Annotated in this window: 20 protein-coding genes; 9 read left to right on the top strand and 11 right to left on the bottom strand. The window is 73.2% G+C overall.

Translation table 11 applies throughout. The features are described from left to right. Positions 1 to 27: 27 nt before the first annotated feature. A complete protein-coding gene (locus E1269_RS16655; protein WP_131896475.1) occupies positions 28 to 597 on the bottom strand; it encodes a M48 metallopeptidase family protein in 570 nt (189 codons plus the stop codon). A gap of 575 nt (positions 598 to 1,172) precedes the next feature. Here E1269_RS16655 and E1269_RS32940 point away from each other — a divergent pair. The 3 genes from E1269_RS32940 (at position 1,173) to E1269_RS16645 (ending at position 3,775) form a co-directional block, all read left to right on the top strand. Continuing rightward, the gene (locus E1269_RS32940) at positions 1,173 to 1,328 is read left to right on the top strand and encodes a DUF5679 domain-containing protein (protein ID WP_203433752.1); all 156 of its coding nucleotides are present in this window, start codon (positions 1,173 to 1,175) and stop codon (positions 1,326 to 1,328) included. A 72-nt stretch (positions 1,329 to 1,400) separates the two neighbouring features. Next, entirely contained in the window at positions 1,401 to 2,459 is a 1,059-nt protein-coding gene (locus E1269_RS16650; protein WP_131896473.1) for a ThiF family adenylyltransferase, read from the top strand. Next, positions 2,456 to 3,775, top strand: coding sequence for an ABC1 kinase family protein (locus E1269_RS16645; RefSeq protein WP_131896471.1), 1,320 nt, complete (start codon positions 2,456 to 2,458; stop codon positions 3,773 to 3,775). The genes E1269_RS16650 and E1269_RS16645 overlap by 4 nt, the downstream gene beginning before the upstream one ends. A gap of 34 nt (positions 3,776 to 3,809) precedes the next feature. On the opposite strand, the gene E1269_RS32935 is transcribed toward E1269_RS16645, so the two are convergent. The 5 genes from E1269_RS32935 to E1269_RS16625 all read right to left on the bottom strand — a co-directional run bounded on the left by E1269_RS32935 (position 3,810) and on the right by E1269_RS16625 (position 7,432). Next, positions 3,810 to 3,974 (bottom strand): hypothetical protein, encoded by a 165-nt coding sequence (locus E1269_RS32935; protein ID WP_203433750.1) that lies wholly within the window; start codon positions 3,972 to 3,974, stop codon positions 3,810 to 3,812. Positions 3,975 to 4,236: 262 nt separating this feature from the next. Then, the gene (locus tag E1269_RS16640) at positions 4,237 to 4,509 is read right to left on the bottom strand and encodes a hypothetical protein (protein WP_131896469.1); all 273 of its coding nucleotides are present in this window, start codon (positions 4,507 to 4,509) and stop codon (positions 4,237 to 4,239) included. A 113-nt stretch (positions 4,510 to 4,622) separates the two neighbouring features. Then, complete coding sequence (locus E1269_RS16635) at positions 4,623 to 4,898, bottom strand: WhiB family transcriptional regulator (protein WP_131896505.1); 276 nt, start codon at positions 4,896 to 4,898, stop codon at positions 4,623 to 4,625. A gap of 102 nt (positions 4,899 to 5,000) precedes the next feature. Next, a complete protein-coding gene (locus E1269_RS16630; protein ID WP_131896467.1) occupies positions 5,001 to 5,222 on the bottom strand; it encodes a hypothetical protein in 222 nt (73 codons plus the stop codon). Positions 5,223 to 5,344: 122 nt separating this feature from the next. Beyond that, the gene (locus E1269_RS16625) at positions 5,345 to 7,432 is read right to left on the bottom strand and encodes an ATP-dependent DNA helicase UvrD2 (RefSeq protein ID WP_131896466.1); all 2,088 of its coding nucleotides are present in this window, start codon (positions 7,430 to 7,432) and stop codon (positions 5,345 to 5,347) included. 169 nt (positions 7,433 to 7,601) lie between these two features. Between E1269_RS16625 and E1269_RS16620 the strand changes: the two genes are divergently transcribed. Then, positions 7,602 to 7,874, top strand: a complete 273-nt coding sequence (locus tag E1269_RS16620) for a mycoredoxin (protein ID WP_275264602.1) — start codon at positions 7,602 to 7,604, stop codon at positions 7,872 to 7,874. Positions 7,875 to 7,940: 66 nt separating this feature from the next. Here the strand turns inward: E1269_RS16620 and nudC are convergent, their stop codons facing one another. Then, positions 7,941 to 8,834: an NAD(+) diphosphatase gene (nudC, locus tag E1269_RS16615; RefSeq protein WP_131896464.1), complete on the bottom strand. Its 894-nt coding sequence runs from the start codon at positions 8,832 to 8,834 to the stop codon at positions 7,941 to 7,943. Between the two features lie 35 nt (positions 8,835 to 8,869). Between nudC and deoD the strand changes: the two genes are divergently transcribed. Genes deoD through E1269_RS16600 form a run of 3 tightly spaced genes read left to right on the top strand, consistent with a single transcriptional unit; the run spans position 8,870 to position 11,152 of the window. Then, positions 8,870 to 9,574, top strand: coding sequence for a purine-nucleoside phosphorylase (gene deoD, locus E1269_RS16610; protein WP_131896462.1), 705 nt, complete (start codon positions 8,870 to 8,872; stop codon positions 9,572 to 9,574). After that, complete coding sequence (locus E1269_RS16605) at positions 9,571 to 10,578, top strand: endonuclease/exonuclease/phosphatase family protein (RefSeq protein WP_131896460.1); 1,008 nt, start codon at positions 9,571 to 9,573, stop codon at positions 10,576 to 10,578. The genes deoD and E1269_RS16605 overlap by 4 nt, the downstream gene beginning before the upstream one ends. A gap of 52 nt (positions 10,579 to 10,630) precedes the next feature. Next, on the top strand, positions 10,631 to 11,152 hold the full coding sequence (locus E1269_RS16600; protein ID WP_131896458.1) for a DUF222 domain-containing protein: 522 nt from the start codon (positions 10,631 to 10,633) through the stop codon (positions 11,150 to 11,152). A gap of 12 nt (positions 11,153 to 11,164) precedes the next feature. Here the strand turns inward: E1269_RS16600 and E1269_RS16595 are convergent, their stop codons facing one another. The 4 genes from E1269_RS16595 to E1269_RS16580 all read right to left on the bottom strand — a co-directional run bounded on the left by E1269_RS16595 (position 11,165) and on the right by E1269_RS16580 (position 19,205). Further along, entirely contained in the window at positions 11,165 to 12,100 is a 936-nt protein-coding gene (locus E1269_RS16595) for an NUDIX hydrolase (protein ID WP_131896456.1), read from the bottom strand. 162 nt (positions 12,101 to 12,262) lie between these two features. Beyond that, on the bottom strand, positions 12,263 to 15,508 hold the full coding sequence (locus E1269_RS16590; RefSeq protein ID WP_131896454.1) for an ATP-dependent helicase: 3,246 nt from the start codon (positions 15,506 to 15,508) through the stop codon (positions 12,263 to 12,265). Beyond that, positions 15,505 to 18,687: an ATP-dependent helicase gene (locus tag E1269_RS16585; protein WP_203433746.1), complete on the bottom strand. Its 3,183-nt coding sequence runs from the start codon at positions 18,685 to 18,687 to the stop codon at positions 15,505 to 15,507. Before E1269_RS16585 ends, E1269_RS16590 begins: the two co-directional genes overlap by 4 nt. A 185-nt stretch (positions 18,688 to 18,872) precedes the next feature. Continuing rightward, on the bottom strand, positions 18,873 to 19,205 hold the full coding sequence (locus E1269_RS16580) for an MGMT family protein (RefSeq protein WP_203433744.1): 333 nt from the start codon (positions 19,203 to 19,205) through the stop codon (positions 18,873 to 18,875). Between the two features lie 135 nt (positions 19,206 to 19,340). Here E1269_RS16580 and E1269_RS16575 point away from each other — a divergent pair, with 135 nt between their 5' ends. Then, positions 19,341 to 21,731: a lysylphosphatidylglycerol synthase domain-containing protein gene (locus tag E1269_RS16575; RefSeq protein ID WP_131896452.1), complete on the top strand. Its 2,391-nt coding sequence runs from the start codon at positions 19,341 to 19,343 to the stop codon at positions 21,729 to 21,731. Positions 21,732 to 21,784: 53 nt separating this feature from the next. Further along, complete coding sequence (locus E1269_RS16570; protein ID WP_131896450.1) at positions 21,785 to 24,187, top strand: lysylphosphatidylglycerol synthase transmembrane domain-containing protein; 2,403 nt, start codon at positions 21,785 to 21,787, stop codon at positions 24,185 to 24,187. Positions 24,188 to 24,206: the final 19 nt, after the last annotated feature.

The raw sequence follows: 24,206 nt of genomic DNA, 5'->3' as shown, positions 1-24,206 counted from the left end.
GGGTCGGGTGGACGGCGGCGGGGGGCGTCAGTCGGTGGCGGCGGCTTCGTCCTCGGGCTGGTCGTTCACGTCGCCGTCGTCGGCGTCCGAGGGGGTAGGCCGGCCGGCGGCGTGGCTGTAGCCGTCGAGGAAGCCGCGCGCACGTTCGGCTCGAGGGTAGCGGCCCACGAGGTCCCAGAACTCCCGTCCATGATCGCTCACCAGCAGGTGAGCCAGCTCGTGCACGAGAACGTAGTCGATGACCCAGGTCGGCAGGCCCTGGAGACGGTCGGAGACGCGGATCGAGCCGTCGCTGGGCGTACAAGAGCCCCACCGGGCCCGTTGCGCGGTGCTCCAGCGGACGCTGGACGGGTCGGCGCGGCCGTCGAGGTAGCGCCGGGAGAGTTCGCGCGCCCGGCTGAGCAGCTCGCCGTCGCTGGGACGCCGACGCCGTTCCTGGGCGGCCAGCCGGTCGAGCATGACCTGGACCCAGCGGCGTTCCTCAGCCTTGCTGAGCCGGGACGGCAGGCACACCACGATGCGGCCGCCCTCGCGAAACGCCGTCACCGTCCGGCGGCGGCGCAGCGAACGCCGTATCTCGACGTCGGATGCCTCCATGAAAGAACCGTAACTCCCGGCCCGACCGGTCGCGTGGAAGCGATGTGGATAACTGCCCCGAATTGCCGTCGTACCACGTGTTTGCCGGACTCCGACACGTTCGGCCGCGGCTCTGGCGCCAGGTTTCTTCATGCACATGTGGTGGATGGCGTATTCGCAGGTCAGCGAGCCGCGATGGCCGCTAGTGCACCGTCGTCAACACCGTGCGCACCGGTGGTCCACAAGCCACCCCGGGCTACTACACAGGTCGTCCACAGACTTATCCACAGGCTTGGGAAAGTCTCTTCTCGTTCTCGTTGCCGCAACCGCTGGATCGCCGTACGTTCACTGACATGTCCGGCGGTTCGGATCTCTGCACACCACACATCGCTCGAACCGTCTGATCGTTCGGCGGGGTCTCGGAAAACGATGACGCCAGCGTGCTCACGGGGAAGACGCACGCCTGTCAGCGGAACTGGGACCCCGCCGCGCGCCTGTCTCCAGCACGGCGATGTTCGCCGAGGACGGCTCGCAACACCTCGTCGTCCCGTAGCGTGACTCGCTACCAGTCAGTACGGGGGAAGGAGACCATCCCGATGGAGAGCTACACCGGCGAGTTCTACTGCGTGAAGTGCAAGGAGAAGCGTGAGGCCACCGGCGACGTCGTCGTCAACGACAAGGGGACCCGGATGGCGAAGGCGACCTGTCCGGTCTGCTCGACGAATCTGAACCGCATCCTCGGCAAGGCCTGAGCCGGCTGTCCACGGGCACGGGCCTGTGGACAGCCGAACGCACGGCGGCGCGAATCGGGGCAGGATGCCGCTGTGCGACCCGTCCTGCATCCCGCGTTGAGCCACACCTGGCGTGACGAGTCCACCCTGCAGGTGGGCGTCACGCCAGGGCTCGCGCTGGTGCTGGGCGGGTTGGGCCCGCCCGAGCGCGCCATCCTGCGCGGCATGACCAGCGGACTCGACCTCGCTGGGCTGCGCGAGGTGGCCACCGAGGTGGGCGCCGCTCCCGGCACCGTCGATCGGCTGCTCGCGGTGCTCTTCTCCGCCGGGGCCGCAATCGACGGCGACGACGCGGCGGCGGACGAGGGAGCTCCCGACGACGACCGCCGCGCGCCGGACCGGTCCAGCATCGGGCTGCAGGGACGCGAGCGCGACGGCGGCGCGGCGGCCCTCGATGCCCGGAGCCGGCTGCGGGTCGACGTGCACGGCGCGGGCCGGGTCGGCGCGCAGGTAGCGCGGCTGCTGGCCGCCGCCGGGGTCGGCGAGGTGGTCGTGCTCGACGCGGCACCGGTGCGGCCGTGCGACGTCAGCCCGGGCGGCTACGGCCCCGGCGATGTCGGGCTTCCGCGCCAGCGCGCCGCCGGCCAGCTGGTCCGGCGCGACGCCGTCGTCGTCTCACCGACTGTGCCCGACGGTGACGGCCCGCGGTTCGCCGTACTGGCGCCCACCGACAGCACCGGCCGTGACGAGGCGGCGGACCTGGTCCGGCACGGCGTCGCCCATCTGCTGGTGCGACTGGTCGAGCTGACCGGGATCGTCGGGCCGCTGGTGATCCCCGGCGAGTCGTCCTGCCTGCGCTGCCACGACCTGCACCGCACGGACCGCGACCCGCATTGGCCCCTCGTGCTCGACCAGTCGATGCGCCGACCGCCACCGCGCCCGGCCGGCGATACCGCACTGGCCGCCGTCGTCGCCGGGCTGGCCGCCACGCAGGTCCTGGCGCATCTCGACGGGTTCGCGGCGGCCGCCGTCGACGCCACCCTCGAGGTGAGTTTGCCAGGTGGTGTGCCACGCCGGCGGGGCTGGACCCGACACCCAGGGTGTGGGTGCGGGTGGAGCGGCGGAGGCGGGGCGGCACAATGGGTGTCGTGAGCGATCCGCCTCGCAACTCGGTCAACCGGGTCTTCAAGCTCGCCACCTTGCCCATCGGGCTGGCGGGCCGGGCCACTGTGGGCCTGGGACGGCGGCTGGGCGGCATGTCCGCCGACGCCGTCACGGCCGACGTGCAGCAGCGCACCGCCGAGCACATCTTCCGGGTGCTCGGCGAGCTCAAGGGCGGCGCCATGAAGTTCGGGCAGACGCTGTCGGTCATCGAGGCGGGCATCCCGGAGGAGCTGGCCGCGCCGTTCCGGGCCACGCTGACCAAGCTCCAGGAGGCCGCCCCGCCGATGAAGGCGGCGACGGTGCACGCCGTGCTCGCCGCCGACCTCGGAACCGACTGGCGCGACCTCTTCCGCTCGTTCGACGACGCCCCGGCGGCGGCCGCGTCCATCGGCCAGGTGCACAAGGCGGTCTGGCACGACGGCCGCGAGGTCGCGGTCAAGGTCCAGTACCCGGGCGCCGGTGACGCGCTGCGCTCCGACCTGCGCCAGGTGGCCCGGCTGGGCCGCTCCATCGGCGCGCTCGTGCCGGGCATGGATGCCAAGGCGCTGGTCGAGGAGCTCCACGACCGCATGGTCGAGGAGCTGGACTACCGCATGGAGGCCGACGCCCAGGACGGCTTCGCGCTGGCCTACGAGGGCGACCCGGAGTTCGCGGTGCCCCGGCTCGTCGAGGGAACCGAGCACGTCCTGATCTCCGACTGGCTCGACGGGCGGCCGCTGTCGCAGATCATCGCTGACGGCACGCAGGAGGAACGCGACCGCGCGGGGCTGCTGTACGTGCGCTTCCTGTTCTCCGGGCCGACGCGCGCCGGGCTGCTACACGCCGACCCGCACCCGGGCAACTACCGGATCACCCCCGACGGCCGGCTGGGCGTGCTCGACTACGGTGCGGTCGCCCGGCTACCGGAAGGGCTGCCGACGTCGATCGGCCAGCTGATGCGCCGTGCGCTCGACGGCGCCGCCGAGGAGATGCTGGACGGGTTGCGCGACGAAGGCTTCGTCAAGCCGCACATCAACCTCGACCCCGAGGCGCTCTACGACTACCTGTCGCCGTTCCTCGAACCGGCCACGGTCGAGACGTTCCACTTCAACCGGCCGTGGATGCGCGAGCAGTTCGCCCGCATCAACGACCCCCGGCGGCCGGGCTACTCCATCGGGCTCAAGCTGAACCTGCCGCCGTCGTACCTGCTCATCCACCGGGTCTGGATCGGCGGCATCGGCGTGTTGTCGCAGCTGGATTGCCAGGCGCCGTTCCGGGCGGAGCTCGCGCGCTGGCTGCCCGGCTTCTCCCCGGATGCCAGGTGACGACGGGCCCGGCGGTCGGGCCGCGGTGTCGGCTTCACCACCAGCTGGAGTCGAGCCTGGCCTCGATGGCCCGCAGATGGTCGCGGGCACAGGTGTCGCAGTAGTAGAGCGTCCGCCCCCGCTCGACGCTGCTGATCCACGTCATCGGTGGTTCGTCGACCACCATCCCGCAGTGCGCACACGTCACCGTCTCGGCCACGTGTCCTCCCCCCGTCGATGTCGGCGCCCCGCCCACCCCGCGGGAGCCCGGTCGATGGTGAACCGGGCCTGCGCTGTCCGCAACGCCTGGTCTGGTCCACACGGTACGCCGCATCGGCGATCATGTCCTGCCGACGACGACCCCGCGGGCGTCCGGCGTCGGCTCGGGGCATGGGCCACGAGGTCGACGCCGGACGACGCAGGGTCGTCAGGTGCCGGGCGGGTGATCATGGCGTCCCCATGGGGACGAGGTCACCGCTCGATCAGTAGGTGCGGGTGCGCATCGCGACGGCTGCCGAGGCCAATCGACTGGCCCGCTGGGCAGCGCGGGCGGCTCGCCGGTCCATCCGGCGGGCGGCCATGATGCGCCGTACTCGCTGCTCGCGCTTGGCGAGCTCCAGCTGCTCCGTACAGTGCGCACGCGCGAGGGCTTCGTTCATGAGATGCATCTCGGTGCTCCTGAAGTCTGGTCCGTCAGTTGTTCGGGAAAGGTCCGCGGTCTTCACATCTGCGGTGGTCACGTCGGTGGTGGTCATGTCGGTCCGTTCATCGGGGCCATCGGTCGTCGGCTCGAGCCGTTCGTCTCGCATCGTGCTCAGGTGGTTCGGTTCGCCGTTCGTGGTGGTGCTCGTCGTGCTGGGCGTGCTGGTCAGGCAGCCAGTTCGGACTTGCGGGGCCGGCCTCGCGGACGCTTGCGCGCCACGACGGCGCCGGACACGAACAGCTCTCCGCCCCACACGCCCCAGGGCTCACCACGGTCCATGGCACCGGCCAGGCATTGGGCCCGCACGGGGCACTCGCGGCAGAGCTCCTTCGCGTGTTCGACGTCAGCCGGCGACTCGGCGAACCACAGCTCGGGGTCCTTCCGGCAGGGGATGGACTCCTCGGTGGCGTCGACCTGGTCGAGAACGCTGGTCAGCATCATGAGATCGGTCACCTCCCTTCCTGGTCTCGTTTCGGGCAAACAAAAAGGCCGCGGTTCCCGGTGTGGGAGTCCGCGGCCTGGAAGGTGCCGGTCGTTTCATGGCTAGACCGGTGGCCTCCAGCTGCGGACGCGCACGCCTCGCGTGGCCCCATCGACGAAGTGGGCCTGCTTGACATCGGCTGCCTGCGGACGCACTTCACCTGTGATCGGGGCGTTGACGGGCGCGAGCAGACGCACCCCGGTGGTGGCGGAGACACCACGGAAGGAGCGCGCATAGGCGTCGCCGACGCCGCACACAGATGGGTTCAGAGTCTTGATCATCATCGTGGCGTCCCTCCTTCCGGTGTAGGCACGAACCGGACCGTCCGGTTCATGGGCACATGGCGCTACCGCGTGCTCGGACATCGTAGACCTGGCGCAATGTAAGGGGCAACCTATTTTTACGGTCATTCATCGCCGACATCGCGACACAGGTCGAGTACATCGTCACCATATCGTTCGAGCTTGGTGCGGCCGACGCCGGGGATGGCCGAGAGCGCCGTGGTGTCCGCCGGCCTGGCCTCGGCGATGGCCGTGAGGGTGGCGTCGGTGAACACCACGTAGGCCGGGACCTTCTGCTCCTGTGCCTGCTCCAACCGCCATGCGCGCAACCGGTCGAACAGGGCCTCGTCCATGGACGACGGGCAGCTGCCACACCGCCCGAGCTTGCGATCGACCGCCTCGACCAGCGGAGACCCGCATACCCGGCAGCGCGCCGGCGCCCCGGACCGCCGGCCCTTGCCGGCCGCCGCGCTGCGCTCGCGGTGGTCGCTGCGGGCCATGCCGCCGGGCCGGACGCCGTCGAGGAACCGGCTCGGGCGGCGGTTGCCGCGGCCGCCGGGCTGGCGCGCCAGCGACCACGAGATGGACAGCTGCTCGCGGGCGCGGGTGACGCCGACGTAGAGCAGCCGGCGCTCCTCCTCGATCTGCGCCGGCGTCTCGGCGTAGCTGAGCGGCAGTGTCCCCTCGTGGCAGCCGACGACGAACACCGCGTCCCACTCCAGCCCTTTGGCCGAGTGGAGCGAGGCGAGCGTGACCCCGTCGGCGACGGGTGCGTGCTGCGCGGCCGCACGGGCTTCCAGCTCGGTGACGACGTCGGCCAGCGTGGCACCGGACCGGGCGGCCACGACCTCTTCGGCCAGGGCTACGACCGCGGCCAGCGACTCCCAGCGCTCGCGCACCGCTCCTCCGCCGGCCGGCGGCGTCGGCGACCAGCCCGCCGCGCTGAGCACGGCCGCCGTCGCCGCAGCGGCATCCGGAGCGTCCGGCGCGGTGTCGGCGGAGCGGGTGGCGGCGCGCAGCAGCATGGCCGCCTGGCGAACCTCGGCACGGTCGAAGAACCGTTCGGCACCGCGGACCACGTAGGCGATGCCGGCGTCGGCCAGCGCCTGTTCGTAGGCCTCGGACTGCGCGTTGACCCGGAACAGCACGGCGACCTCACGTGCGGGCGTGCCGTTGGCCACCAGCTTGGCGATCTGGTCGGCCACCCAGGCGGCCTCGGCGAGCTCGTCGGTGTGCTCGACGAAGGACGGCTTCGGCCCGGGCGGGCGCTGCGCCTCGAGGACCACGCCGGCCTGGGCCGTGCGCCCGCCCCGCAGCACGGAGTTGGCGACGCCGACGACCTCGGGCGTGGAGCGGTAGTCGCGGAACAGCCGGACCACGGCGGCCTCGGCATAGCGCCGCGGGAAGTTCAGCAGGTAGTCCGGCTGCGCGCCGGCGAAGGAGTAGATGGTCTGGGCAGGGTCGCCGACGACGCAGACCTCGTCGCGATCGCCGAGCCAGAGGTCGAGGAGCCGCTGCTGGACCGGTGAGACGTCCTGGTACTCGTCGACGACGAAGTGGTGGTACTGCGCACGGATGGCGTCGGCCACGCCGGGATGGCCGGCCAGCAGCCCGACCGCGGCCAGCAGGATGTCTTCCATGTCGAGCAGGCCGCGGTCGGTCTTGAGGTCCTCGTACGCCGCGTACACGCGGGCGACGGTCTCGGCGTCGACACCGCCCACCTCGCGGTGCGCCGCGCGGGCGGACTCGACGTAGGACTCGGCCATGACGTTGCTGACCTTGGCCCACTCGATCTCGGAGGCGAGGTCGCGCAGGACGGTGCGGTCGGTGGGCACCCGGCAGCGTGCGGCCGCCGAGCCCACGAGCGGCAGCTTGCTCCGCGAAATCTCCGGCAGCTCACCGCCGGTGATCTGCGGCCAGAAGTACCGGGCCTGGCGAAGCGCCGCGGAGTGGAACGTTCGCGCCTGCACGCCGTCGACACCGAGCGTGCGCAGCCGGCCGCGCATCTCGCCGGCGGCCCGCGTGGTGAACGTCACGGCAAGGGTGCGGCGCGGGTCGAACGCGCCCGTCAGCACGCCGTGCGCGATGCGATGGGTGATGGCGCGGGTCTTGCCGGTGCCCGCACCGGCGATGACGCAGACCGGCCCACTCAGCGCCGTGGCGACCGCTCGCTGCTCGGGATCGAGGCCGGCGAGGACGTCGGATGCGCGCATCGACCCATCCTCGCAGCCGCCACCGACAGCGTGCCACCGCGGCACACCCTGTCCCCCTGCGCGCCCATGATCATCAACGGGTGGCGACGCCATGACGTCGCCAACCGTTGATGATCATGGGGCGTCGGGCTGGAAGAATGTCGCCGTCGCCCGCGTTCACGTAGGTGACATGACAACGAATCGAGGGACGGGAGAGTCGATGTCGGGGTTCACCATGTACAGCACGTCCTGGTGCGGCTACTGCCATCGGCTCAAGAGCGCCCTGAACCGTGAGGGCATCATGTTCGACGAGGTAGACATCGAGTCCGACCCGTCGTCGGCGGATCTGGTGATGAGCCTCAACGGTGGCAACGCCGTCGTCCCGACACTGGTGTTCGCCGACGGCAGTTCGCTCACCAACCCGAGCCCGGCGCAGGTGAAGGCCAAGCTCGCGGCCGCCTGAGCACGGCCGGCCGCGTTCAGCGCGGCAGGCCCGCTTTCACCGCGCCGGCCCCCTCGAGACTGCTGGTCAACCGCGCTCGTCCACCGGGAGGGGGCGGCCGAACCACCCCTCCACCAACCGGCGGGCGATCGAGATGCCGCCGGGCGGAGTCACTTCTCCGCTGCGCGTGGCCCGTTCCAGGTCGTCGCGGGTGAACCAGCGCGCCTCGGCGATCTCGTCGCCGTCCGGCGTCGGCTCCTCGCCGTCGGCCGTCGCGTAGTAGCCGAGCATCAAGCTCGACGGGAACGGCCACGGCTGCGCGCCGGCGTACCGGCACGACCGGATCCGCACGCCGACCTCCTCGTACAGCTCCCGCACGACGGCGTGTTCCGGCGTCTCCCCCGGCTCGACGAATCCCGCCAGCGTGGAGAACCGCCGGCCCGGCCACGCGGCCGAGCGGCCGAGCAGGCACCGATCCTTCTCGTCGACCACGAGGACGATCACCGCTGGGTCGGTGCGCGGGAAGTGCTGCGAGCCGTCGGCCCGGCACACTCGCACGTGGCCGCCGGCCTGCGAGTCGGTGGGCGCGCCGCAGCGTCCGCAGTGGCGGTGCGTCGCGTGCCAGTTCGCCAGCGCGATCGCATGGACGGCCAGGCCGGCATCGCGGTCGCCCAGCGTCTCGCCGACCTCCCGCAGGGTGGCACCGTCGTCGGGCTTGCCCTCGACGGGCACGGCGAAGTAGGTGACGCCGTCCTCGACGCCGAGCAGGAACCGGTCGCCGTCGGGCGCCTCGACGGGCTTGACGAAGCGCAGGTCGGTGCCGTCCACGGCCACTGCCCCGTCACCCACCAGCACCACCCGGGTCGAGCGGTCGGCCCAGGCCGCGTCGACCCAAACCGGGTCGGCGCGCCGGTCCGCGGCGCGGTCGACGGTCGATCGGGAGAGGGCGAGCGGTCCGGGCAACGCGTAGGCCTCGTGCACGACCCACGACCCTACGCCGGATACCGTTGCGACCCGTGAGCACCCACATTGCCGCCGCGCCGGGCGAGATCGCCGAGACCGTCCTGCTGCCGGGCGACCCGCTCCGAGCCGAGTGGATCGCGGCCACGTACCTCGACGACGTCACCTGCTACAGCAAGGTCCGCAACATGCTGGGCTTCACCGGCACGTACCAGGGCCAGCGGGTGTCAGTCCAGGGAACCGGGATGGGTCAGCCGTCGATGTCGATCTACGTTCACGAGCTGCTCGCCGACTACGGCGCGCGCACGCTGGTCCGGGTCGGCTCGTGCGGCGGCCTGCTGGACCGGGTAGCCATCCGCGACCTCGTCATCGGGATCTCCGCTGCCACCGACTCGTCCATGAACGCGCTGCGGTTCGAGGGCGTCCACTATGCCCCGACGGCCGACTTCTCGCTGGTCCGCGCTTACGTCGAGAAGGCCGAGGCCGCCGGTGCCCGTTACCACGTCGGGCAGATCTTCAGCACCGACTCCTTCTACCACGACCGTCCCGAGCTGCGGGACCGCCTGACGCGGTACGGCGTGCTCGCCGTCGAGATGGAGGCCGCCGCACTGTACGCGCTGGCCGCCAAGTTCGCCGCCCGCGCGGTCGCCGTCTGCACCGTCAGCGACAACCTGGTCACCGGCGAGGAGACCTCCGCGGACGAGCGCGAACGCACCTTCGCCGAGATGGTCGAGCTGGCCCTGGACGCCGTCACGACGTGAGCCGCCCGGCGTCGCTGGCGCTGACTACGTCGCTGTCGGCGCTGGCCGCTGTTGTGGTCGTGTGGCCGCAGGCGCTCGGACTGGCCGGGCACTACGGCCCGGCGCAGGTGGTCGCGATGCGCGGGCTGGGCATCGCGGCCGGGATGGCCCTGCTGATCCTGCTGGTGGCGGCGCTGGTCGCCGCGCGGGCGTCGCGGTGGGCGGGAGCCCGGGCACACCTGGCCGTCGTGGCCGTGGTGGTGGCGGCGGCGACGGCGTGGTCGTCGGGCGTGGTGCTGTGGCGAGGGCTGGACGGATGGCGGCCAGGCGCTGCCCCGGCGGCTCCGGCCGACTGTGACCTGCGCGTGCTCGCGTTCAACACCCTGCACGACGGCGTCCCCGCGGCCGAGCTCGCCGCCCTGGTGACGTCGACCGGGGCGGACGTCGTCGTGTTGCCGGAGACGTCATCGGCGACGACGGACGAGGTCGCCCTGCTGGCCGGCGGCGGCTTCCAGGTCTTCCACCACCAGGTCGACGCGGGCATCACGTCCGCCACCGGCCTGCTCGTGGCCGACACCGTCGGGCGCTACGGTCCGCCGGAGCCGGACCCGGGCAGCGGCCTCGCGACGTTCACCGTCCACCCCACGACGCCGGGCGCACCACCGATCACCGCCGTGCACGCCTACCCGCCGACGCGCTCGACCATGGACGCCTGGCGCGCGGACACCGCGGCGGCGGTCCGCCGCTGCCGGGAGCAGGCCGGCGCCGTCGTCGCCGGAGACTTCAACGCGACACCGGACCATCCGGCGCTGCGCTCGACGGAACCGTGCGTGGACGCCGCCACCCAGGCCGGTGCCGGCGCCGTTGGGACGTGGCCGGCCGACTGGCCCACCTGGGCGGGCGCGCCCATCGACCACATCCTCGCCGACTCCCGGACCTGGGAGGTGACGGGGTTCTCGGTCCTGGCCGCGGTCGGCGACAGCGACCACCGGCCGGTCCTGGCGGTGCTGCGTCGCGGTTCTTGAAGAGTGAGATCACGGGTAGCGGTTCGAACAGGTGTACGGTAGCGTGACCGCCATGATCGCCCCCGGAGATCGGCCCAGCGCGGCCTGGCGTGGCCTCCCGCCCGGCACGGTGCTCAACGCCGTCATCGAGACGCTCGATCTGCGATCGCTGCCCCGCCCGGAGCTCGTCGACGCGGCCGTCGCGGCGCAGCGGCAGGTCGCACACCTCGACGCGCTGCGGGCCCGGGTCGTGGCCGAGCTGGCGGCCCGGCCCGACCCTCCCGGCGGCGACGCCACCGCGGCCACCGTCGCGCAAGCTCTGGCGCTGGAGCCGGAGCAGGCCGGGGAGCTGGTCGAGCTCGCGGTCGAGCTCGTGCGCAGCCTGCCGGCCACGCTCACCGCGCTCGACGAAGGACGCATCACGGTCGACAAGGCCGCCATCATCGCCCGCCACACCCGGCGCCTAGCGCCGTCTACCCGCGCCACGGTCGAGGCGGTCGCCCTCGCCCGGGCGCCGGAGCTCACCGAGTCGCAGCTGCGCCGGTGGATGCACGACGCCATGTCCTGCGGCGAGGGCCACTGCGCGTCGTCCTGAGGCGAGGCGGGTCTACGGCTGCGCGCCGGCGCGCAACGCCTCACTAGTCACCGCGGTCAGCGTGAGGCCGAGCACGTCGGCGGGGTCGAACCAGCGCGCCCCCACGGTGGAGCCGCCCACGTCGGCGAGGACCACCTCGCTCGGCTCGTCGACCACGACGTCGTAGTAGGGGCGCACCCCGTGCCAGTCGATGGCGAAGCCTTCCGGTCCGACCTGTTCCGGCTCGCGGTGGCTGGCGACGCCGAGCAGCCGGCGTACCCTGCCGACCTGGCCGGTCTCTTCAAGCAGCTCGCGAAGCAGCGCCTGTGACGGCTGCTCGCCGAAGTCGGTGCCGCCGCCGGGCAGGTGCCAGCAGCCCGCATCCGGGTAGCCCGCGGCGACCTGCGTCAGCAGCACGCGGCCGCGCGGGTCGCGCACCAGGCCGTAGGCGGCGAAGCGCTGCACCGTGTGCCGGCCGTCCGCCGCCTGCTGGATGTGGAAGCCCGGCAGCTCCGGCATCTCCTCCGGAGGCAAGTCCACCGTCGACAGCGGCAGCTTCAGCACCTGCGAGGCGAACGGGCGCAGCTGCAGCGTCGCCGCCTCGTCGAGGCTCACCCAGTCGACCTCGTCGACCATGGGCGACAACGGCTCCGGCTCTCCGCTGATGACCTCGGCCTCGAACAGGATGCGGTCGGTGTGCAGGGTCACCTTGCGATGCGGCCGGGATCGCGTGTCCGCGACGACGTCGATGGGCGCAACCGCCCGCAGCAGGAGGCCGGACTCGGCGGCCGCCTCACGCACGACGGCGTCGCGCGGATGCTCGCCGTGCAGGACACTTCCGCCGGGCAGGGTCCACACCCCCGGGGTACCCGAACGCACCGATTCGCGGATGAGCAGCACTCGGCCGGCCTCGTCCTGACAGACGGCGTATGCGGCGATGCGGCGCAGGGGCTGTAGCGCGGGGGTCACGAGACAGGAGTGTCGCGCGGCCGGCCATGCCGATCAAGTGGCATCTCCGGAATCGAGACAACGAGTCATTTCCGCTGCCAAACCGTCCTCGACCAGGTATTATGCCCACCTTGCGGCGCGGCGGCCTCGTGACCAGGGCTGGTGCGCGCACCCGCGGCACAGTCATTCAGGCGTGGGCAGCGACGCTATGACCGCTTCCAGCTCGGCCTCGTCCAGCAGATCGGCCGGCCGGACGGTGAGGTTGTCGCGCACGTGGTGGAAGGCGGCACCGACGCGCTCCAGCGGCAGGTCGTAGAGCCGCGCGAAGGCCAACCGGTACGCCGCCAGCTGGACCGTACGCGCCGCGGTGTCGCCGTCGCCGGAGGCCGGCCGGCCGGTCTTCCAGTCGACCACCTCGATACCGCCGGCCTCGGTGGTGAAGACCGCGTCCACCCGGCCGCGCAGCAGCACGCCGGCCACCAGCAGCTCGAACGGCGCCTCGACCTCGACCGGCGTGCGGGCTGCCCATCCCGAGCCCAGGAACGCCTCCTGTAGCGCGGCCAGCTCACGGTCCGGAGCGCCGCCGCCGTCGGCGGAGCCGGGCAGCTCGTCGACGTCGACCAGGCGGGGCGCGCCCCAGCGCGACTCCAGCCAGCTGTGGAACAGCGTGCCCCGGCGGGCCAGCGGCGCCGGCGCCCGCGGCACCGGCCGGCGCAGGGAGCGGGCCAGCTCGTCCGGGCTCTCGCGCAGCGCGACGAGCTGCGAGACCGACAGGTGGGCCGGCAGCGGTACGTCGACCGGGCGCGTGGACGCGTGCCGGTCGCGCTCGGCGAGCAGCCGCTCGACCTCGGCGTCCCACTCGGTGGCCGGCTGCTCGGGGTCGAACAGGACGCCGTCGACCGCTGTCTGAGCCTCCCGCACCAGCGCGGCGCCCGCCGCGAGGAGCGAGCGCCGATGGCCCAGCGGGTCGAACGGCCAGCGCAGCTCGAGCACGTCCTGGGTGAGGGGGTTGACGGCGTCGTCGTCCGGCGCCTCGACCCACACGCCGATCTCACCGGCGCCGGCCTCGCAGGCGGCCCGCACCTCGTGCAGGAACGGCGACAGCGGCCTCGGCCTGGTGGCGTCGTCCCAGCAGTAGCCGCTGCACACCAGGAGCGACCGAGCCCGGGTGACCGCGACATAGGCCAGCCGCCGCTCCTCCAGCCGTGCTGCCGCCGCGGCGTCGCCGTAGAAGCGGTCGACGGCGTCGCGGGCGCCGACCTGGTCGGTGACGCCCTCGAGGTCGAGCGGCGGCAGCGCGCCGGCGTCGCCGCGCAGCGCGTACGGCAGCTCGCCCGGGTCGCCGAGCCAGGCGCGGTCGCGCTCGCCACCGGCCGGGAAGACCTTGTCGACCAAGCCGGTCACGAACACCGCGTCCCACTCGAGCCCTTTGGCGCCGTGAACCGTGAGGACCTGGACGCGGTCGCCGGAGACCTCGACCTCGCCGGGGGCCAGGCCCCGCTCGGCGGTCTCGGCGGCGTCGAGGTAGGCGAGGAACCCCGAGAGGTGGTGTGACTGCCCGCTGGTCTCGAACTCCGCGGCGACGTCGAGGAAGCGGTCGAGGTTGGCCCGGCCGCCCGGGCCACGCCGCGCGGCCAGCTCGATGTCGAGGCCGAGGGTGCGCTGCACGTCGTGGACCAGCTCGGTGAGCGACTGCCCGGTGCGCGAGCGCAGGTCGCGCAGCTCCGCCGACAGCGCACGCAGCCGGCGGTCGCCCTCGGGCGAGAACCAGTCGCCGCCCTGCGGCAGCGCGTCGAGGGCGTCGACGATGCTCAGCTCGTCGACCTCGTCCATGGCGACCAGCTCGCCGCCAGGGCCCGCCGGACCACCCGCCCCGGCGCCTGGCGCCGTACCCGGACGTCCCAGCCGCCGGGCCCAGCGCGCCAGCGCGTCCAGGTCGCGCGGACCGATGCGCCAGCGCGACCCGGTGAGCAGCCGCATCAGCGCGTCACCGCGGGAGGGGTCGTTGACGACCCGCAGCGTCGCCACGACGTCGCCGACCTCGGCCGTGGACAGCAGCCCGCCAACGCCGACCACCTCGACCGGCAGGTCCACCGCGCGCAAGGCGGCCTCCAGCCGCGGGATCTGGCCGCGGTTGCGGACCAGCACGGCCACGGTGCGGCCGTCCTCGGAGGCGTCCCAGAACGCCCGGGCGCGGCGCGCGACGTCGGCGGCCTCGTCGTCGGCGGTGAGGTGCAGCGACGCGACGACGGTGCTCGGCGCCAGGCCGGGGAACGCGGTGAGCTCAGGCACGTCCAGGCCCTCGGCACGCAACGGCTGTGACAGCCGGTTGGCCACCTGGAGGATCTCGGCGCCGTTGCGGAAGCTCGTGGTGAGGGAGTCGAGTCTGGCCAGCGCCCCGTCGTCGCCGCCGGCGGGACCGGACTCAGGCCGGAACTCGCGCCGGAACGAGGTCAGCGTGCCGGCGCTGGCACCCCGCCAGCCGTAAATGGACTGGCACGGGTCGCCGACCGCGGTCACCGGATGCCCGCCGCCGAACAGCGACCTCAGCAACACGAGCTGGGCGTGGCTGGTGTCCTGGTACTCGTCGAGCAGCACCACCCGATAGCTGGCCCGTTCGGTCTCGCCGACCTCCGGGAACCGGGCCGCCAGCGTCGCGGCCAGCTCAGCCTGGTCGGCGAAGTCGAGGACCTCGTCGGCGCGCTTGCGGGCCCGGAACTCCTCGACGACCGGCAGCAACGCGACCCGGGCGTCCTGGACGGCCAGGCCCTTCGCGACGTCGGCGTACATGAGGTCCTTGGTGCGCTGCGCCTTCGCCTTGGGCAGCGACTCGATGCGGGCACGGAGACCGGCGGTGAACTCGTGCACCCGCTCCGGCGTGACCAGGTGCCCGGCCAGTTCGCCGTGCAGCGCCAGCACCTTCCCGACGACGGTGGACGGCGCGTAGCCGACGGCCTCCATGTCGCCGTCGTACGCCGACACCACCCGCTGCGCGTACTGCCAGGCCACCGCCTCGGTGACCAGGCGGGCACCGGGCTCGCGCCCCAGCCGTAACGCGTGCTCGGCGACGATGCGCCCGGCGTACGCGTCGTACGTGAGCACCGTCGGCTCGCCGTCCAGCAGGTCGCCGTCGACCAGCCCGCGCGCGGCCAGCTGCGCCAGGCGACGGCGGATGCGGGCGGCCAGCTCACGGGCGGCCTTGCGGGTAAACGTCAGGCCGAGCACCCGCTCCGGTCGCACCAGACCGGCGGCCACCAGCCACAACACCCGCGCGGCCATGGTCTCGGTCTTGCCCGAGCCCGCACCGGCGACGACGACGCCCGGCTCCAGCGGTGCAGCGATGGCGGCCTCCTGTTCCGGCGTCGGATCGGGCTGGCCGAGCCGGCGGGCCAGCTCCCGCGGCGTGACCGTCGTGGTCAGGGACGTCATGGGACCACCTGCTCGCCCTCGGGCCAGACCGGGCACGACGGCCGGGCCGGGCAGAAGCCGCACCAGCTGCCCTTCTCGGCCCGGAACGTCGGCTGGCGCATCCCCTCGGCGGTGCGTTCCAGCATGTCGTGCGCCCACCGCGGCTCCTCGGAATCCCGCAGCGGCGGCTGGACCTGCTCGCGAGCCTCCCCCCGGGAGGGCTTGCCGAGCTGGACCAGGCTCGCTCCCCCACTGCGCCGCTGCCCGCCGGTGGCGTCGTCGAAAGCGCCGTGCTCGACGGCGAGCTGATACGTCGCCAGCTGCGCGTGCTCGGTCACCTCGGCGGTGCTCGGCGCGCTCACGCCGGTCTTGTAGTCGACCACGACGAGGCGTCCGTCGTCGTCGGCGTCGAGCCGGTCGACCCGCCCGACCAGCCGCGCGGACCCGATGCGCACGTCGAAGCCGAGCTCGGCACCGACCAGCGTGCGTGGATTGGACCGCAGCCAGCGGCCCAGCCGCTGCACCATGTCGCGCACCCGGGTGTACTCGCGGGCGGCCACCCAGCCCTCGCCGGCATCGATGGAGGGCCAGGAGTTGTCCAGCTCGGTGAGCAGCTTGTCGTCGGACCATCCCTCGGTGGCGGCGCGCTCGGCGAGGTCGTGCACCAGCGACCCGACACCGGCCCGGCGCAGGTCGGAGTCGGTGGCTCCGCAGGCTTTGAGCAGCCAGCGCAGCTCGCAGCGGTTGAACTCCTCGACCTTCGAGGGCGACACCCGCACCGGCTGGTCCGGCCGCCCCAGCGGCTGGGCCGCGGACAGCTCACGCACGCCGTACCACTGGTCGGGGTCGGCCTGCGCGACCCCGGCCGCGGCCAGCCGGGCCAGGTGGTGCGCGGCGCCGCGTCTGCGCTCGTCGGGCTCGGTCGGGTCGCAGACCACGCCACGCAGCTCGGCGACGACGGCGGGCAGGCTCAGCCCGCGGCCGGGGCGCTGTACGGCACGCTCGGGCTCGGCGCCGGCCGGGAGCGGCTCGACGTCGTCGAGGAACCGCGACGGCTGCGACTCCTCGTCGGAGACAGCGGTGACGTAGAGCCGTCGGCGCGCCCGCGTCACCGCCACGTAGAACAGCCGCCGCTCCTCGGCCAGCCGCGCACTCGCACGCGTGACGGCGGAGTCGTCCCGATGGGCGACCACGTCGACCAGCGACTCGATGCCCAGCAGGCTGCCCCGCTCGCGCAGGTCGGGCCAGACGCCCTCCTGGACGCCGGCGACCGCCACGACGTCCCATTCCAGACCCTTCGCGGCGTGCGCGGTCAGGATGGTGACCGTGGCCGCCGACGGCGCGGTGGGACGGTAGGTGTCGGCCGGCAGCTGTTGGTCGCGCAGGTGCTCGACGAAGCCCTCGGGCCGCGAGCCGGGCATCCGGTCGACATAGCGGGCGACGGCATCGAACAGGGCGACGACGGCGTCGAGGTCGGCGTCCGCGGCCGGAGCGGCCCGGCCGCCGCTCAGCGCCGCCCGCGACCAGCGCGCCTCGAGCCCGGACCGGCTCCACACCGCCCACAGCACGTCCTCGGCGGTGGCGGCCTCGACGGAGGCGGCCTCGCGGGCGGCGGTGATCAGCCCGGCGAGCCGCGCGGCCGGCTCGACCGCGCGGTCGTCCAGGAACTCCAGCACGGTAGGGTCCTCGATGGCCTCGACCAGCAACTCACCCGACGCACGACCGCCGCCGGCGGTCAGCTCGTGCCCACGCAGCTCCTGCCGCAGCCGGCGCACGGCCAGCGCGTCCGCGCCGCCGAGCGGTCCGGTGACGAGGTCGAGCGCGGTCTCGACCTCCAGGTCGCGCAGCCCGGTGGCGAGCTCCAGCACAGTGAGCAGCGCCCGCACCGGCGGCTGATCGACCGGCGGCACGTCGTCGAGCCGGACGCTCACCGGCACGCCGGCTCCGGCCAGCGCCCTGCGCAGCACGGGAATGGCGCCGGCGCCGCGTACCAGCACCGCCATGGCGTCCCACGGCACGTCGTCGAGCAGGTGCGCGGCACGCAGCCGGCCGGCGATGAACGCCGCCTCCTGGCTGGCGCTGGCCAGTAGGTGCACCGTGGCCCGGTCCGACGTCGCGTCGCCGAGCCCGGCCCGGACGCCGTCGGGTGCCGGCCGCAGGTCACGGTGCGCGCGCGGGCCGCCCAGGCGCGCCGCCACCCGCCGCGATGCGGTCAGCAGCCCCGGCCCGCTGCGCCGCGACACCGTCAGCGCCAGGACCGTGCCCGGCGAGCCGTCGGCGGCGAGGAAGCGGTCGGCGAAGCGCCGGATGCCCTCGGGCTCCGCGCCGCGGAACCCGTAGATGGACTGGTCGGGGTCGCCGACGACGAGCAGGTCGCGGCCGCCGCCGGCCAGCAGCCGCAGCAGCTCCTCCTGCGCCGGGTCGGAGTCCTGGTACTCGTCGACGACGACGAACGCGCGGGCCTGCCGCTCGCGGGACAGCAGCGCGGAGTCGTCGCGCAGCAGCCCGGCCGCGGCCCGGACCAGCTCGGCCTGATCGAACGTCGGCGGGTCGCGGAAGGCCGTGACGCCGCCGTACTGGTGGAAGAACCGGGCAGCCGCCACCCAGTCGTCGCGCCCGTGCACCCGGCCGAGCTCGGCCAGGTCGTCGATGGCGATGCCGCGCTCGACCGCCCGCATCAGGAAGTCGCGCAGCTCCGCCGCGAAGCCCCGGGTCAGCAGCGCCGGCCGGAGCCGGTCGGGCCAGTAGCCGGAACCGAGGTCCTCGACGTCGCCGCGCAGCAGCTCGCGGATGAGCACATCCTGCTCGGCGCCGCCCAGCAGCCGCGGCGTCGGCTCGCCGCGTTCGACCGCCTCGCGGCGCAGCAGCCCGAACGCGTAGGAGTGGAACGTGCGCGCCAGCGGCTCGCGGACGGTGCGCCCCAGCCTGCGGGCGATGCGCTCGCGCAGCTCGGCGGCGGCCCGCCGGCTGAACGTCAGCACCAGCACCCGCTCGGGGTCGAGCCCGTCGTGCTCCACGCGGTGCGCGACCGCCTCGACCAACGTGGTGGTCTTGCCGGTGCCCGGGCCGGCGAGCAGCAGCAACGGCCCGCCGCGGTGCTCCACGGCGCGCCGCTGTGCGTCGTCGAGACGGACCGGCGACAAGGGCGGCTGGACGGTGCGGACAAGCCGCACGACAGCGCGATCGGCGGGACGCCTCACCGGGTGCCGCTCCTTTCTGTCGACGACGATCTGGCGACGGCACTCATCCCACCACGCCCCACCGACAGCGTCCGGGTCCCCATCGTCCCGCTGCGCCGCCCGACCCCGCCGTCCCTCCCGTTGATCTTGGAACAACCGCGGAAACGCGTGGCGGATCGTCCGTTGATTCCGCGGTTACTCCAAGATCAACGGAGGTCGGGGTCAGGATGGCGCTCGGGGTGCCAGGCCGCGCGGCGCAGGTCGACGCGGGACCCGTCGGCGCTCAGTGGTGTTCCCTCGGCGGCGAGCTCGCGCAGCGCCCGGACCTCGTGCCCGCGCGGCGGCCGGCCCGCGACCGTCACCACCCGCCACCAGGCCACCGTCCCGCCGACCGTGGACATGACGGTGCCGACCTGACGCGGACCGCCGCGGCCCAGCGTCTCGCCGACCACATCCGCGATCGCGCCGTACGACATCGCCCGGCCCGGCGGGATGAGCTCGACCAGGCTGAGCACCGCCTCGACGTACTCGTCGTCCATGCCGCCCATCGTGCCCGACGCGGCACCGCCGGCCGCGCACCCGCGCCCACGACACATCCGGTCGATCACCTCACCACGGAGAACGGCATGTCCGGGCGTTCCGATCGCGCAGGCACGTGCGACGATGCTGCTTCGATGACCGAGCACGTGGACGCACCGGAGCCGTCGGCCGACGAGATCGTCGTCGACGAGCCGCCGCTGCCTCCGCGTACCCGCCGGCCGGCCGACGTGCTGTTCCTGCTGGTGGTGACGGCCGCGATGACCGGGCTCGTCGCCATGTCGATCATCGCCGAGCGGACCATGACCGCCATCACGGCCGACCTGGCCGACCTCAACGTCCGGGTGCCCGGCAGCGTGGTCGGCATCGTCGACTTCACCGCCAGCCTCGCCGGCGTGGTCGTCCCGCCGGTGCTGGTGGCGGTGCTCATGATCCGCGGCCGCATCCGCACCACCGTCGAGCTGCTGGTCGCCGGCGTCGTCGCCTCCGCCGCGGCCGCCCTGGTCTCGGAGTGGCTGACCAGCGGCCAGGCGCCCGGACGGCTTCACGACAGCCTGGTGCCGGTGGTCGACGGGGCCGACGGCACGCCGGTCCCCGCCTACCCGGCCCTGCTGGTGGCCGTCGTCACGGTGGTGTCACGCCTGGACGTGAAGCGGTTCCGGCAGGTCGCCATCTTCGCCGTCGCCGGCGGCTTCGCGGTGCAGATGCTGCGCGGCGAGGCGACCGTCGGCGGCATGCTCATCGCCATCGGCATCGGGCTGGCCGCGGGGCTCCTCGTGCGCGTCATCGGCGGGCAGCCGTCCCTGGCACCGAGCGGCCAGATGATCGCCCAGGCGCTGGAGAACGCCGGCTACCAGGTCACCGCACTGCGCGCCGATCCCGCCGGCGAGGACCGCCACCTCACCGCCGAGACGCCGAAGGGCAAGCTCACCGTGCTGGTCCTCGACCGCAACCACGAGGGCGCCGGCACGTTCGCCCGGTTCATCGACCGGCTGCGCACCCGCGAGGAGGTGCTGCCGCGGCAGACGGTGACCATGCGCGACACCATCGACCGCATCACGCTGCAGTCGCTGGCCGTGGCGCGGGCCGGGGTCCGGACCCCGCCATTGCGCACCGTGCTGCGCGTCGACGGCGACTCCGTCGCCATCGTGTACGACCACGTGCCCGGCCGGCCGCTGGCGGAGTTGAGCGAGGACGACGTCACCGACGACCTGCTGCTCGACCTCTGGCGGCAGCTGGGCCTGCTGCGGCGCAATGACATCGCGCACCGCCGGCTCTCGGCACGGACCGTACTCGTCGCCGACGGCGGTGACGTGTGGCTGCTGTCGCCGTCCGGCGGCGAGGTGGCCGCGACCGACGTCGCGATCCGGGCCGACCTCGCCCAGGCGCTCACCGCCGTGAGCATCGTCGTCGGACCGGACCGCGCCGTCGACTCCGCGATCGACGTGCTGGGCGCCGACGTCGTCCGCTCGGCCATCCCGCTGCTGCAGCCCTTGGCCCTGACACCGGGCACTCGTGAGCACGTCAAGGGCCACCGGGAGGTCCTCGTCGGGCTGCGTGACCGGCTCGTCGAGCGGACCGGCTCGCCGCCGGAGCCGGCCCGTCTCCAACGGGTGCGGCCGCTGTCGCTGCTAACCGGCGTCGGCACCGTCGTGGCGGTCTACTTCGTCGGCACCCAGCTGTCCGACGTGTCCTTCGGTGAGTTGTGGGAGCGCACCGACTGGCGCTGGCTCTTCCTGGCCGTGGCACTGGTGGCCTCGAACTACCTGGCCATGGCGGTGGGCATGCTGGGGTTCGTGCCCGACCGGGTGCCGTTCTGGCGCGTGGTCGCCGCCCAGGTCTCGATCAGCTTCCTTCGGCTGCTGGCGCCGACCGCGGTCAGCAACGTGGCCATCAACATCCGGCTGCTGACGAAGGCCGGAGTGGCGGCGCCGCTGGCCGCGGCGAGCGTCGCGGCGAACCAGGTCGCCCAGGTGGCGGTGACGTTCCCGCTGCTGGCCGTGCTGGCAGTGGTCTCCGGGTACACGGCGGTGCCGGGGCTGCCGTCGGCCGGCACGCTGATGCTGGTGCTCGGGCTGCTGCTGGCGGCCGCTGTCGTCGCGCTCATCCCAGCGGTGCGGGCCCGGCTCAGCGAGCTGTGGCGCGACTTCGCCGAGCGCGGCCTGCCGCGGCTGCTGGACGTGTTCACCGATCCACGGAAGCTGGCGATGGCGGTCGGCGGCATCCTCGCGCAGTCGGTCAGCCTGATCCTGTGCTTCTACGCGTGCGTCCGCGCGGTGGGCGAGAGCGTCAGCATCGCCGGCCTCGCCGTCGTCCAGCTGGTCGGCAACACCCTGGGTACGGCGGTGCCGACGCCCGGCGGCCTGGGCGCGGTCGAGGCCGCGCTGACCGCCGGCGTCAGCACCCTCGGCGTGACGACGACCGCGGCCGTCACCGCCGTTCTGGTGTTCCGGCTGGTGTCGTTCTGGCTGCCGATCATTCCGGGTTGGGTGCTCTGGACCCAGTTGCGCAAGCGTGAGCTGCTCTGACCAGGCGGGTCGCGGCCACGTGACGAGTCCCGACGTGCGACGATCGGTGGGCGATGACCGAGACGACCGAGGCGAGGCCGACGCGGGGTAGGTCGACCGGGAAGATCGTGGTCGACGAGCCACCGCTGCCGCGGCGTACCCGCCGCCCCATCGACGGCCTGCGGCTGCTGTTCGTCCTGACCGCCATGACGGCGCTGGCCGCCCTCGCCGTCGTCGCCGAGCGCACGCTCACCGGCCTCACCGCCGACCTGGCCGACTTCAACCGGACGGTGCCGCGCGGGCCGGTCGACGTGGTCGCTTTCGCCTCGCAGCTGGCCAGCCTCATCCTGCCGCCGGCGCTGGTTTTCATCCTCATGGTCCGCGGGCGGATGCGCACGACCGTCGAGCTGCTCGTGGCCGGCGCGCTCGCGTCGGTGGCCGCGGCGCTCGTCTCCACCTGGCTCGCCGGGCCCGCGCCCGAGCGCCTGCACGACACGTTCGTCCCCTCAGCCGACGGCGTCGCCGGCACCGCGGTCCCGGCGATGACCACGCTGCTGGTGGCCATCGTCACCGTCGTGTCGCGGCTGGCCCTGAAACGCATCCGGCAGATCACCGCGTTCGCGGTCGCCGGCAGCTTCGCGGTGTGGCTGTTCCGCGGCGACGTGACGGTGGGCGGCATGCTGCTGTCGCTGGGCATCGGCTGGGCCGTCGGGCTCCTGGTGCGCTTGGTCAGCGGCCAGCCGTCGCTGGCGCCGAACGGGCACAAGGTCGCCGCCGTGCTGCGCGCCAACGGCTACGACGTGTCGTCGCTGAATGCGGACCCGGTGGACAAGTACCGCCGCTACATCGCCGACAGCCTGCAGGGACCGCTCGGCGTGCTGGTCCTGGACCGTGACAACGACGGTGCCGGAGCGGTCGTGCGGGCGGCAGACCAGATCCGCACCCGCGAGGAGGTGCTGCCACGGCAGATGGTGACGATGCGCAGCGCGGTCAACCAGATCACGCTGCAGTCGCTGGCGGTCTCCCGTGCCGGTGCCCGGACCCCCAAGCTGCGCAACGTCCTGCGCATCGGCTCCGACGCCGCGGCCATCGTCTACGACCACGTGCCCGGCCGGGTGCTGGCCAACCTGACCGCCGACGAGGTCACCGACGCCATGCTCGAGGATCTGTGGCGGCAGCTGGGGCGGCTGCGGCGCAACCAGGTCGCCCACCGGCGCATCTCCGGGCGCACCATCCTGGTCTCCGAGACCGGCAAGGTGTGGCTGCTCGACCCGTCCGGCGGTGAGGTGGCCGCACCAGAGCTGGCCATCCGGGCGGACCTCGCCCAGGCGCTGGTCGGCTGCGCCCTCGTGGTGGGCGTCGACCGCACCATCGACACCGCCATCCGCGTTCTCGGCCAGGACGTCGTCGCCGGCGCGATCCCGTTGCTTCAGCCGGTGGCGCTGGCGCGGTCCACCCGCCGCGACCTCAAAGGCCGCCGTGACGTGCTGTCCAAGCTGCGCGACGGCCTGGTCAGCGGCACCGGACGGGAGCCCGACCAGCCGGTGCGGCTGCAGCGGCTGCGCCCGTTGTCGCTGGTCACCGGGGTGGGCGCGGTGTTCGCCGTCTACCTCGTCGGCACCCAGCTGTCCGACGTCTCCTTCAGCCAGCTGTGGTCGCAGATCGACTGGCGCTGGCTGTTCGTCGCGGTCGTGCTGATGTTCACCAGCTTCGTCGGCGCGACGCTCGCGCTGATGGGGTTCGTGCCCGAACGCGTCGGGTTCTGGCGGATCATGGGAGCGCAGATCTCGCTCGGCTTCCTGAAGCTGGTCGCCCCGGCCACCGTCGGCATCGTCGCGATCAACATCCGCGTCCTGACGAAGGCCGGCGTCGCTGCTCCGCTGGCCGCGGCGAGCGTCGCCGCCAACCAGGTCGGCAACGTCGCGATCACCTTCCCGACCATCGGCATCCTCGGCCTGGTCACCGGGTCCTCCGCGGCGCCGGACATCGACCCGTCGGTGAATACGCTCGTCATCGTGCTGGTGGTGCTGGCGGCGGCCGCGGTGCTCGCCCTGATCCCGCCGGTGCGGACGCGGCTGCGGGCGCTGTGGAGCGACTTCGCCGAGCGCGGCCTGCCGCGGCTGCTCGACGTCCTCAGCAACCCGCGCAAGCTGCTGGTGGCGCTTGGCGGCATCCTGCTGCAGTCGGCCAGCCTGATCCTGTGCTTCTACACCTGTCTGCTGGCCGTCGGTGGCGCCGCCAACATCGCCGCGTTGGCGGTCGTGCAGCTGGTCGGAAACACGCTGGGGATGGCGGTGCCGACTCCAGGTGGTCTGGGCGCGGTGGAGGCCGCGCTGACCGCCGGCGTCAGCACGCTCGGCGTGGGCGCAACGACCGCGGTGACGGCGGTGTTGGTGTTCCGGCTGGTGTCGTTCTGGCTGCCGATCCTGCCCGGCTGGGTGCTCTGGACCCAGATGCAGAAGCGCGACCTACTCTGAGCACGGCTGAAAGTCTCCC

This window comes from Jiangella asiatica (genome assembly GCF_004349065.1).
Classification (GTDB): domain Bacteria; phylum Actinomycetota; class Actinomycetes; order Jiangellales; family Jiangellaceae; genus Jiangella; species Jiangella asiatica.
This window is presented reverse-complemented; position numbering and strand designations above follow the sequence as displayed.

Bases quoted from the DNA above. Each gene is read 5' to 3' on its own strand.
- E1269_RS16655 (WP_131896475.1), bottom strand. From the start codon at position 597: ATGGAGGCATCCGACGTCGAGATACGGCGTTCGCTGCGCCGCCGCCGG.
- E1269_RS32940 (WP_203433752.1), top strand. From the start codon at position 1,173: ATGGAGAGCTACACCGGCGAGTTCTACTGCGTGAAGTGCAAGGAGAAG.
- E1269_RS16640 (WP_131896469.1), bottom strand. From the start codon at position 4,509: ATGACCACCACCGACGTGACCACCGCAGATGTGAAGACCGCGGACCTT.
- E1269_RS16635 (WP_131896505.1), bottom strand. From the start codon at position 4,898: ATGATGCTGACCAGCGTTCTCGACCAGGTCGACGCCACCGAGGAGTCC.
- E1269_RS16630 (WP_131896467.1), bottom strand. From the start codon at position 5,222: ATGATGATCAAGACTCTGAACCCATCTGTGTGCGGCGTCGGCGACGCC.
- E1269_RS16625 (WP_131896466.1), bottom strand. From the start codon at position 7,432: ATGCGCGCATCCGACGTCCTCGCCGGCCTCGATCCCGAGCAGCGAGCG.
- E1269_RS16620 (WP_275264602.1), top strand. From the start codon at position 7,602: ATGACAACGAATCGAGGGACGGGAGAGTCGATGTCGGGGTTCACCATG.
- E1269_RS16600 (WP_131896458.1), top strand. From the start codon at position 10,631: ATGATCGCCCCCGGAGATCGGCCCAGCGCGGCCTGGCGTGGCCTCCCG.
- E1269_RS16590 (WP_131896454.1), bottom strand. From the start codon at position 15,508: ATGACGTCCCTGACCACGACGGTCACGCCGCGGGAGCTGGCCCGCCGG.
- E1269_RS16580 (WP_203433744.1), bottom strand. From the start codon at position 19,205: ATGGACGACGAGTACGTCGAGGCGGTGCTCAGCCTGGTCGAGCTCATC.
- E1269_RS16575 (WP_131896452.1), top strand. From the start codon at position 19,341: ATGACCGAGCACGTGGACGCACCGGAGCCGTCGGCCGACGAGATCGTC.
- E1269_RS16570 (WP_131896450.1), top strand. From the start codon at position 21,785: ATGACCGAGACGACCGAGGCGAGGCCGACGCGGGGTAGGTCGACCGGG.